General features: G+C 40.5%; 11 protein-coding genes. 10 read left to right on the plus strand and 1 reads right to left on the minus strand.

Features of this window, described 5'->3' with window-relative positions; translation table 11 throughout:
* Positions 1-17: 17 nt before the first annotated feature.
* Genes AOC35_RS14405 through AOC35_RS14425 form a run of 5 tightly spaced genes read left to right on the plus strand, consistent with a single transcriptional unit; the run spans position 18 to position 5,153 of the window.
* Positions 18-1,001: a Bug family tripartite tricarboxylate transporter substrate binding protein gene (locus AOC35_RS14405; RefSeq protein WP_108648308.1), complete on the plus strand. Its 984-nt coding sequence runs from the start codon at positions 18-20 to the stop codon at positions 999-1,001.
* Positions 956-2,245, plus strand: coding sequence for a CaiB/BaiF CoA transferase family protein (locus tag AOC35_RS14410; protein WP_211307532.1), 1,290 nt, complete (start codon positions 956-958; stop codon positions 2,243-2,245). Before AOC35_RS14405 ends, AOC35_RS14410 begins: the two co-directional genes overlap by 46 nt.
* 20 nt (positions 2,246-2,265) lie before the next feature.
* Complete coding sequence (locus AOC35_RS14415; protein ID WP_108648311.1) at positions 2,266-3,039, plus strand: enoyl-CoA hydratase/isomerase family protein; 774 nt, start codon at positions 2,266-2,268, stop codon at positions 3,037-3,039.
* Between the two features lie 12 nt (positions 3,040-3,051).
* A complete protein-coding gene (locus AOC35_RS14420) occupies positions 3,052-4,131 on the plus strand; it encodes a beta/alpha barrel domain-containing protein (protein WP_108648313.1) in 1,080 nt (359 codons plus the stop codon).
* A 26-nt stretch (positions 4,132-4,157) separates the two neighbouring features.
* The gene (locus tag AOC35_RS14425; RefSeq protein WP_108648315.1) at positions 4,158-5,153 is read left to right on the plus strand and encodes a Bug family tripartite tricarboxylate transporter substrate binding protein; all 996 of its coding nucleotides are present in this window, start codon (positions 4,158-4,160) and stop codon (positions 5,151-5,153) included.
* Here AOC35_RS14425 and AOC35_RS14430 read toward each other — a convergent pair.
* Positions 5,150-6,178: a ketopantoate reductase family protein gene (locus AOC35_RS14430; protein ID WP_159077608.1), complete on the minus strand. Its 1,029-nt coding sequence runs from the start codon at positions 6,176-6,178 to the stop codon at positions 5,150-5,152. The genes AOC35_RS14425 and AOC35_RS14430 overlap by 4 nt on opposite strands.
* A gap of 100 nt (positions 6,179-6,278) precedes the next feature.
* Between AOC35_RS14430 and AOC35_RS14435 the strand changes: the two genes are divergently transcribed.
* The 5 genes from AOC35_RS14435 to AOC35_RS14455 all read left to right on the plus strand — a co-directional run.
* Entirely contained in the window at positions 6,279-7,268 is a 990-nt protein-coding gene (locus AOC35_RS14435) for a Bug family tripartite tricarboxylate transporter substrate binding protein (protein ID WP_159077609.1), read from the plus strand.
* A gap of 11 nt (positions 7,269-7,279) precedes the next feature.
* Positions 7,280-7,864, plus strand: a complete 585-nt coding sequence (locus AOC35_RS14440) for a cupin domain-containing protein (protein WP_108648320.1) — start codon at positions 7,280-7,282, stop codon at positions 7,862-7,864.
* A gap of 158 nt (positions 7,865-8,022) precedes the next feature.
* Entirely contained in the window at positions 8,023-9,021 is a 999-nt protein-coding gene (locus AOC35_RS14445; protein ID WP_108648323.1) for a Bug family tripartite tricarboxylate transporter substrate binding protein, read from the plus strand.
* 2 nt (positions 9,022-9,023) lie between these two features.
* Positions 9,024-9,851 carry an alpha/beta fold hydrolase gene (locus tag AOC35_RS14450; RefSeq protein ID WP_159077610.1) on the plus strand — a complete coding sequence of 276 codons (828 nt, stop codon included), beginning with the start codon at positions 9,024-9,026 and terminating at the stop codon, positions 9,849-9,851.
* 331 nt (positions 9,852-10,182) lie between these two features.
* Positions 10,183-11,151 (plus strand): sensor domain-containing protein (locus AOC35_RS14455; protein ID WP_159077611.1); only part of this gene is annotated, 969 nt, incomplete at its 3' end.

Consider the following 11,151-nt stretch of genomic DNA (forward strand, 5'->3'; position numbering starts at 1 on the left):
GACTATAGAGAGCAACGATGACAGTAAAAGTTTCTCGTTGCCTTCAATTTTTTTTAGTTTGCTTGTATTGCGTAGGAGCAGTATTCGATAGTTATTCTCAAACACTTCCTTATCCTTCAAAGCCAATCCGAATTTTCGTTGGCTCAGTTCCAGGCGCCTCTAGTGATACCTACGCCCGCATTGTGGGCGACGCCTTAAGTAAAAATCTTCACCAAAGTATTCAAATTGAGAATCGATCTGGCGCGAGCGGTATTATTGCTACAACTGCTATGCTGGCAATGCCCGCCGATGGTTATCAAATCCAGTTAATCTACACTCCTCATACCCTTAGCCCCTATTTATTTAAAAAATTAAGTTATGACTCCATTAAAGATGTTACGGGTATTGGTCGGATTGTGACCGCACCATTAGTCTTGGCCGTAAGTGCCAAGTCAAACATTAAGTCGTACCAAGATCTGATTGATTTAGGTAAATCAAAATCGCTCAATTACGGCTCTGCAGGTATAGGTAGTGGCGGACATTTATCGGCTGAAATGTTGAAAATTTATGCTGGGTTGGATGTGGTACACGCACCATATCGAGGTGCTTCCCCAGCAGCCACAGCAGTGGCAGCGGGAGATGTGGATTTTGCTTTTATTGCGCAGATTACCGCAAGAGAATTAATGCTCGCCAATAAAATTAGAATCTTAGCTGTTACTAGTAAAACTAGATCTCCCCTCTTGCCAAATATACCGACCATGCAAGAGCTAGGCTTAAAGGATTTTGAATTTAATAATTGGTTTGGCTTGATTGCCTCTGCAAAAACTCCCAGTGAAATTGTGAATAAACTATCGAATAGTCTCAAAGAAGTACTCAAAGATTCTGAAATTAGAAAAAAACTTACTTCAGATGGATCTGAAATTGTGGTTGATAGCCCAGAACAATTCACCAAATTTTTAGCAGATGATTCCAAAAAATGGGGACCATTAATTCAGCAAATTGGTTTAAAGGGAGAAGATTAATGGGCCAAGTCGAGCAGGACAATCACTTAAATACTGAAAAAGGACCTTTAGCTGGTATTACAGTGGTTGATTTATCCTCTGTTGTTGTTGGTCCAACTTGTACTCTCACACTTGCTGATCATGGCGCTGAAGTCATTAAAGTAGAAGCGCTTGAAGGCGACTTGATGCGAACCTTAGGGGGTGGGGCAAGAAATCCTGGTATGACGGGGAAGTTCATGAATTTTAACCGTAATAAGCGCTCCATTTGCATCAATTTAAAAACAGCAGAAGGGATTGCTCTGCTCAAAAAGATACTCGCAAAAGCCGATGTTCTTGTTACCAATATGCGGCTTGGCGCATTACAAAAATTAGGTTTAGATTATGCCTCTCTGCGAGAAACGAATCCGCAATTAATTTATTGTCAGATACTCGCATTTGGTCGCGGAGGGACTTACTTTAATCGCCCAGCCTATGACACAGTGATTCAGTCCAGTGCCGGCGTGAGCGCTACTTTTGAAAAATCCAGCGGTGAGCCAAGATTTGTACCACTAGTGATGGGTGATCACATTACTGGTCTAGTCAGTGCCCAAACGATTGGTTTTGCTTTGTATCGTAGGACAAAAACCATGGTGGGAGAACTGATCGAGATCCCCATGTTTGAAACCATGGCAGCCTTTGTGCTGAGAGAGCATATGGGAAATATGACCTTTGAGCCCGGTATTGGACCGATTGGGGATGCGCGTGTTCTCGACAAAAATAACCGACCAGTAAAAACAGCCGATGGCTACATTTCTATTTCACCGAATACTGATGCGCAAGCCTTTGCGTTTTTTGATGCAATCGGGAGGCCTGAATTAAAAGAAGATCCCCGCTTTAATAGTGTGACCAATAGAACCAAAAATAGCGTGGAATATTACGAAATTCGTTCAGGCTCATTAGGGTCAAAAACTTCTGCACAGTGGATTGAGATTTTTGAAAGAATTGATATTCCTTGTATGCGTTACAACTCACTTGAGGATTTACTAGAGGATCCTCATATTCAATCCGTTAATTTTTTACAACAGTCGAATCACCCTACTGAAGGTTTAATTCGAGAAATTGGTTTAACAAATCATTTCTCTGGAGGTAATCGCCAAGGATTTACCCCTGCTCCTCGGTTAGGTGAGAATACGGTTGAAATACTCCAAGAATTCGGGGCCTCAGAAGAAGAAATAGAGCAGGCTCTTTCAAATAAATTCATTGTTCAACAACTGCATTCAAGCTAGAAAAATAATAGAGATACTTTATGGAAGAACTTTTAATCAATGATCAGGGGCATGTTCGTGTCTTGACCTTAAATCGTCCCGAAAGAAAAAATGCCCTGTCAGATACTTTAAAACAAGCCATTATTGAGGCGATGTTAGAGGCGGAAGACGATAGTTCAGTTCGGGTCATCGTGCTTACCGGTACAGGAGATGTATTTTGTTCTGGCGCGGATTTAAAAAATATGCGGAGTAATGATGAACAGGGTGTCCGTTTTAGAACACCGATGAACCGACCCGAGCGTAATGTGTATGAGGTTGTTTTAGAGTCAAAAAAGCCAGTCATTGCTGCTTTAAATGGTAGTGCTGTGGCAGGTGGTTTTGAGTTGTCTTTAGCCTGTGATTTGCGGGTATCGCATGCAGGTGCGAAATTTGGCTTACCAGAAACAAAAATTGGTATGGGGGCTAATTTTGGATCAGTCGTTTTGCCTAGATTAATTAGTCCAACTTTGGCTTTGGAAATGTTGATGACAGGGGAGTACATTACGGCTGAACAAGCTTTACAAAGAGGTTTATTGAACCGTTTAACTACGGCAGAACTCGTGTTCGAAGAAAGTATGAAATTAGCACAACAGATTGCGAAAAATGCTCCCATCTCTGTTCGAAGAGTAAAAGCTGTTGCACTGAAAGGCTTAGATATGCCGATTCCAGCAGCGCTGCGGCAAGACCCTGGAGTGAACCCCTATTTAAGCGAAGATCGTAAAGAGGGTATTAAAGCTAGATTAGAAAAACGTGATCCAGTTTGGCAAAATAAATAAAGGAGAAGATAGATGACTAATTACCCTAAAGTATTGATTACAGATGAAACACTCCGCGATGGTCTGCAAATTGAAAGATCCGGTGTTACCGTTGCCGAAAAATTAGAATTATTAAACCGAATGGTTGATGCGGGTCTCAAAAGAATGGTGGTCGGGGCATTTGTTAATCCTAAATGGAGCCCACAAATGGGAGATACCTATGAGCTGGTTAAGCAAATTGAGCCTAGACCAGATGTGAAGTTTTTCTCTCTTGCACTCAATGATCGTGGACGTGAAGAGCGTAAAGCATTTACACCGCCTTTATCAGCGGAAGAGTTGCCAGCAACTCACCTACATTTATGCGGTGTTTTTATTCAGCGCAATACGAATAAAACTTTAGAAGACCAGGAACGTAGCTGGAGATTACCAATTGACCGAGCCGTAGCCTTAGGATTAAAAGAAAGTGCGATAGGACTCTCATCTGGGTTTGGCTCTAACTGGACGGGTAAGGTTAGTCATGAGGCGAGAATGGAGGCCTTGCAAAGGCAATATGACGCATGGTCTGAGGCAGGGATTAAGGTTCGCAGAGTGGACATGGCTGATCCCATGGGATGGAATACGCCAACAGAAGTTGCTAAAGATGTTCGAGCAATTAAAGAAAGATTTCCGACAATCGATATCTTTCATGTGCATTTTCATAACGCCAGAGCACTCGCATTACTTTCCTTCTATGAGGTCTTAAATTTATTACAGCCAACCGATACGATCATTGCTGATACCGCCATTGGTGGTATTGGTGGTTGCCCATACTGTGGCAATGGCCAAGCGACGGGAATGATTGCTACAGAAGATTTAGTTCATCTTTTACAAACGCTAGGGATTGAGACAGGAATTCATTTGGATCGATTAATTGAGACTTCTCACCGATTATCTGAGATTTTAGGCAGACCCCTTCATTCTCAAGTCAGTTTTAATGGACCACTACCAGACCAAGATTCTTTGTATTCCGAGGATGTACCAGTTGTCTTTACATTTGAAGAAGCGCAACATTTTAGGTTAGGAAGTTCGGTGTATGAGGGTAATGCAAGACCTTGGATTAAAGAAGCTAAATAACTAAAATTTTTAAAATAAGGTTTGAAATGGGACTTCATCTTCAGCAAAGCTTGATACTTGCGGCCCTCTGGACTACAAGTATTATTTTTGCGCAGCATAGTATTGCTCAAACTGATCTAATTGCGTCTTACCCGAATCGTCCAATACATATTGTGGTGTCTTTCCCGCCGGGCGGCTCACCTGACTTTACGGCTAGAGTCATTGGTCAGCAGTTAGGGAAAATCCTAAATCAAAGCGTAGTTGTTGAAAATAAATCAGGTGCTGGTGGAAACCTTGGTACCCAGTATGTGGCATCTAGTAAACCAGACGGTTACACACTACTGGTGAATTCCTCTGCATTTACGGTCAATCCAAGTTTGTACGCTGGTAAAGCAGGATACGATCCTATCAAAGATTTTATTGCGGTAAGTATTGTATCTAAGCAGGCAAATGTGGTTTCTGTGAATGAAAAAGTCCCAGTCAATACCTTGGCAGAGTTAAAGATCTATGCCGAAAAAGAAAAACTATCCTTTTCGACGCCGGGTAATGGAACAACCCCTCACCTGACTTGTGAGAACCTTTTTCATGGAATCTGGAAAGCCGATATTACGCATATCCCTTACAAGGGAGCCGGCCCCGCTTCTTTAGCAGTAGCTGGTGGAGAAACACCAATCGGCTGTACTGCTGGCTTTGGAGTTTCGCAATTTGCAAAGCAAGGTAAAGTGAAAATATTAGCGATATCTAGCGAAACAAGAAGTAATAATTTACCGGACGTTCCAACGTTCATAGAACTAGGCTATCCTCAAATTAATGATTACACTCTTAGTGGATTTTTCTTGCCGAGTAAAACATCCCCTGCTATTGCTGAAAAACTGAATAAAGCAATCAACGAGGCCTTATTAAGCCCTGAGGTAAAAGAGAAGTTTGAAAAAGCAGGTCTAGTTCCTGTTGGAGGTAGTTTATCCGATACGCAAAGCATCATTGCATCTGAGCTAAAGCATTGGAGTCACACTGTTAAACTGACCGGCGCAAAAGTAGACTAGTTAATCTTCGCAAGTTGGCAAGCCAGAGCGATATTACTTGGTGTAGCTTCAAGTGTATGCGTTTCAATTTGATCAATGATTTGACAAATAGCTTGGTTGGCCATGACAGAAATGTTATGTTTTTGTCCTTGTTCAACAATGAGGCCATTAATAAATCTAGTTTCGGTAAGCCGGCCTTTTATAACATCTTGAGTGGTAGCGTTTTGAGATTTTTTACCGATGTGACCGACTAAAGTATCAACGAGTTTTTGAGAAATTTCTAAAGGCTCTCCAGCTAAATCTTCTGCAGTTAAACCAAATATTTTTTCAATTTCGTAACCCAGTGCACGACCCACTGAAATCGCCTCTTGTCCAATTTGAAGAACTAACTGGCGCATTTTTGGATCTGAAAAGGCATCATAGGAGCCGGCTTTAATCATTGCAAAGGGCGCCAAAATCATGGCATTAGTGACTAACTTTGTCCATTTAGCATTTTCAATTTGCTCAGAAAAGTCGACCTTAGCAGAATGAGATAGTAAATCTTGAACCATTTTTAAACGGTTCGTTATTTGTCCATCAAACTCCCCAATCGCTATCCAAGTTTTACTTGGTGGGGTTTTTCTTTTAATGATGCCAGGCTCAAAACTCTCGGCAGAAAGTTCTATCACACTACCAATTAAACGCTCTTTACCAATGATGTTTGCAATCGCCTCATTCATCATGCCGTTCATGAGTGGCACCATTATTCCGTCTTGTTTTAAATAAGGCTTAATAAACTCACTTAGCCATTTTGCATCTTGGGCCTTGGCTGCTAAAAAAACCACATCAAATCTTGGATTTAGTCTTGCTAAATCACTAAGGTGTAAAGCTTGGTTAGTTGGAGTCTGAAATTCCTTATCTGGGAAGCTAATCTGAAGACCCTCAGTCTGTAACTTTGTAATGACCTTAGGCCATGAGTCTGTAATCGAAATCGGTACGCCTGCCATTAAAAAGTCAGCGGCAACACTACCACCAATAGCACCACAACCTAGAATAAGAATCTCCAAAATGATCTCCAAATTATTTTATTATTTGTTAATCATACCGAAGTGCCAGTGGCAAAAAAGAATTTGTTATAGTCATAGCTATAAAAAAGAGGAGACATGCATGCATTGCAATCAAAAAGATAATTTCGTTTTATCAAGGCTAATGCTTTTCCTTGTTTTTACATGGACAGTGATTACAGGAAGCGTTTTCGCACAACCGACCCCTTCAGCGAATATCAAAATTATTATTCCTTTTGCACCGGGTGGACCTACCGATGTGTTGGGTCGATTAGCCGCTGAAAATTTACAACAAAATTTAAAAGTAACGGTGATTACGGAAAATCGTCCTGGTGCGAATGGCTTAGTTGGGGTTAATTTTTTAAAGCAAGGACCGGTTGACGGATCTAATTTATTATTCGTTAGTTCCGGCATGATTACGTTTAGTCCTTTGATGGATAAGTCAAGCAACTTTGATCCGCAAAAAGACTTAGTACCCATCATTTGTTTAGCTCAGACAGATATTGGACTCATCATTGCAACGGGAGTTGGAGCGAGTAATTTAAAAGAATATTTAACACTCGCTAAAACTGCTAACCCACCCTTAAGCCTTGGCTCAGCAGGCGTCGGTAATATCCTACATGCCTATATTGAAATTTTAAAAGATTCTTCTAAGATCGATTTTTTACATGTCCCATATAAAGGAGCTACACCATCTTTTGCGGATGTTTTAGGTGGGCAAATATCAGGCATGTTTATTAGTGTCTCTCTTGCTGAGCAATCAATCAGAGCAAAAAAAGTAAAACTAATTGGTGTTTTAGGCAAAAGAAGTGCTTTATTTCCTGATGTCCCCACGATTACAGAACAAGGTCAATCAGGTTTAGATACTTTGCCGTGGTTTGCCATTATGGGGCCAAAAGGAATGTCTCCAGAGACAGCCCAATTGCTGGCATCAGCCATCATGGGCTCTAATGAAAGCGACTTTAGAAAGAAAATCTATGCCGCAGGTTCGACGCCGCTTCTTTTAACAGGAACAGCATTTTCTGACTTAATTAAAAACGAAACAAATGCTTGGTCAAAATTAATCTTTGATAAAAAAATCAATTTTCAATAAGGAGAATTAGTATGTCAGGAGTTGTCAGAAGAGTTGTTACAGGTCACGATGAAAATGGAAAAGGGGTTGTCATTTCTGATGGACCTGCGCCTTATGTGCATAGTACGCCAATTCGTCCAGGATACTTTTCTACAGATATTTTCAGAACCTTTGAAACACCTGCATTAATTAAAACCCATCAAGAAGAAACCACTCTAGGGCCGCGGCGCCAATTACCAACGAAAGGTGGCTCTGTGTTAAGAATTAATCACTTTCCACCAGAACCGAATGGTAATGAACATATGGATGTGCAAGCGTCTAAAGCATTATTTGAGTCTCTTGGCAACGCGGCAGGTAGTTCATTTGAAAAAAATGGACGTCACCCATTAATGCATCGAACAGAAACCATTGACTATGCAATTATTTTGTCCGGTGAAATAACCATGCTGCTGGACGATTCCGAAGTATTACTGAAAACTGGAGATATCTTGATTCAATGCGGCACAGATCATGCTTGGACTAATCGATCTAACGCGCCATGCGTCGTTGCTTTCATACTTATTGATGGGGAGTATGACGAAACGCTGTGTAACATCGTTCAGTCTCAGGAAGGGTGATCTATCTTACTGAAGGTCGACTCAAATAAAGAAAGCGAACTTTAAAGAGAGATTGAAATAAAACATCCATCTCAAAAATTGGCAATTACAATCAATTAACCGCGCTTTTCAACAAGCCTTTGAGAGTGCGGAAACTTCCTTAAAATAATGTGAGTCAAATGTTTAAAGTACATGATGTAAATAAGTTCCTGAATAAATTATTCGTATTAGGAACTTTGACTTTGGTAATCGGCTTTTCCCAAAAAACGTTTGCTGTCGAAAAATTTCCATCAAAACCAGTTCGTATTGTGGTCGGCTTTTCTGCAGGCGGTCCGGTGGATAATATTTCTAGGATTCTTTCAAAACGATTAAGTGAGCGCTTGGGCCAGTCATTTATCGTTGATAATAAACCTGGGGCAAGTAGTATGATTGCCGCACAATTTGTTGCAAATGCAGAGCCTGACGGCTATACCTTACTGATGGTAGCCTCCACGCATGCCATTAACCCAAGCCTTTATAAAAACATAGCATTTGATACGGTAAAAGATTTTACTGCCATTACTTTTGTTGCTGAAAATGCATTTGTTCTCGTGGTGCCAAAAGATTTAAAAGTAAATTCTTTAGCGGATCTGCTTGGATTGGCTAAGAGTAACTCCACACCATTAAATTATGCCTCAGCGGGGGTCGGTGGCTTGCCTCATTTAGCAGCTGAATTATTAAAGCTGGAGGCTGGCATTGACGCCAATCACATTCCTTATAAAGGAGCTTCTCCTGCTTCAGTCGATCTGTTAGCTGGCCATGTCTCTTTCATGGTTAACAATATGCAATCAGCCTTGCCGTATATCAAGGATGGACGCTTAAAAGCAATAGCTGTGACTTCATCAGAGCGCTTGAGTGTATTGCCAAAGGTGCCAACATTTAAGGAACTCGGTTACAAAGGGTTGCAGATTTCGGGTTGGTACGGACTTTTAGGACCAGCGGGTATGTCCCCTGAAATTGTTAAACAACTGAATAGTCAAATTACGCAGATCTTAAAAGAAAAAGAAGTCATTGATCAAATCAGGGCTGACGGTGCTGAAGTTAAAATGGGCACTCCAAAGGAGTTCTCAGGCCGAATTAATAGTGACCTGATCAAATGGTCAGAGGTTGTGAAGCGCGCAAACGTGAAAGGTCAATAGGCATGCAAAGTAAATATTTAGAAGTAAGCCCAGGAGTTAATTTATATTGCCAAGTACAAGATTTCACAGATCCTTGGGCCGAGGCACCTACGATTGTGATGGTCCACGGCTTTGCCGAAAGTTCTGCATCGTGGTTCGCATGGATTCCTTATTTGGCGAGAAAGTTTCGTGTCGTTCTATTTGATATGAGGGGTTATGGCAAGTCAACTCCAATGCCAGGTGATTTCTCCTGGACGATGGACTGTTTGTTGGATGATATAACGGCAGTTGCCAAAAGTTATTTATTAGATCAATTTCATATCATTGGCGCAAAAAGTGGTGGTTCGTTAGTATTACAATATGCCGCAAAGAATCCAGAGAAAGTTATTTCAGTGGTTTCAGTGACGCCGCCAGTTGTGGGAGCGAAGGCAGTACCAGATTGGCTTAAACAAATTGATGAAGAGGGCGTTAAGCCGTGGGCTAAAGCAACGATGCCTGGAAGACTTGGGACCAAAGCAAGCTCTCAAGAAATCAATTGGTGGGTTGATCATGTCCAAGGACTTACGCCAGAATCCACCTTGTTAGGGTATTTAAAATGGGTGCCAAAGTTAGATTTGCGAGAAGAGGTTCTAAAAGTTCTTTGCCCAACCTTGATTATTACAACATCGGGTAGTGGGTTACGAACAGTTCAAAGTGTTGAAGAATGGCAAAGTAAGATGTATCAGTCTAGCTTGCTAGTTGTCGAGGGAGATGCATGGCATGCAGCAGCAGCCTATCCGGATATTTGTGCAAATGCAACTATAGAATTTTTGAATAAGGTTTTGGTTAAAATGAGCAAAGATGTTAAGTGAAGTGGCTTCTTGATATCTCGGCACTCAAACAGGTCAGCCAATAATCCCTAAGCTTTTATTTGGACGTAAATCAGATTATCTTGAGAGATTCAGTTTAAATTAAACTAAATCATTGTTCGAAAGAGGACAGACTTAAGGCGTGATTCATGTTACATTGAATCAAATATATAAATAAACCCAATGATGAAAGTTTTGGGTATTCATTGCTCTAACCTAAAGAAAAATTCAAAAAATCTATGGTTAATGAGCCTTCTAGCAAACGTTTCAATTAACTTGCCAGACTAAGCTTATATATCTATTACTTAGATATCTCACACAAAGGCTAGTCATCATGGAAACATTCGCATCGCAAAATAACTTAGTTGCATTAAATAAAAGACTTGAGGAAATAGTTGCACAGCGAACTCAAGAATTTCAAATACTATATAACTCCTCACCATGTGGCTATCACTGTACCGATCTTAATGGAGTCATCGTACTAATAAATGATACTGAGTTGAAATGGTTGGGGTACACCAGAGAAGAAGTTGTCGGAAAAATGAATATCAAAGACTTCTTAACCGCTGAAAGTATTGAGAATTATAAAAAGCATTTCCCATTATTTCTTTTAAATGGGTATATTGAGAATTTAGAGTTTGAAATAATTGGCAAAAACCAAGTTCCGAGATTCATAAGTGCCTCAGCCAAGAGGATGAATGATGAAAATGGTAACTTCATCATGAGTAATACCGTATTGAATGACATTACCGATAGAAAGATTCTAGAAAACCAGTTTAAGCACTTAGCTAATTACGATGATCTTACTGAACTGCCCAATCGAAGATTACTCAGAGACCGACTAAGTCAATCATTAATAGCGACAAGTCGAAGTGGCTTCTTCGGAGCACTTCTATTTATTGACTTAGATAAATTTAAAGTCGTTAATGACACATTTGGCCACCATGCTGGTGATTACTTTTTAGTAGAGGTGGCACGCCGCATAAAAGCTTGTGTTCGTGAAATGGATACTGTTAGTCGAACAGGTGGCGATGAATTTGTGGTGTTGTTTAATCAATTAACCGATAGTGAAGAAAAATCAATTGAAATTGCAATGAGGATTGCAGACAAAGTTCGCCAAGCCTTATTAGAACCCTATCAAATTATTTTACCTATTGAGAAAAAAGATCAATCAGTTATAGAGTATGTTTGCACTGCCAGCATTGGTTGTTCAATTTTTTCCGAGAGTAGTAAAGAACTTGAGGCACTTTTAGAAGAAGCTGATACTGCCATGTATAAAGCAAAAAGTCTTGGCGGTGATCAG

The sequence above is a fragment of the Polynucleobacter rarus genome (genome assembly GCF_003072505.1).
GTDB classification, from domain to species: Bacteria; Pseudomonadota; Gammaproteobacteria; order Burkholderiales; family Burkholderiaceae; genus Polynucleobacter; species Polynucleobacter rarus.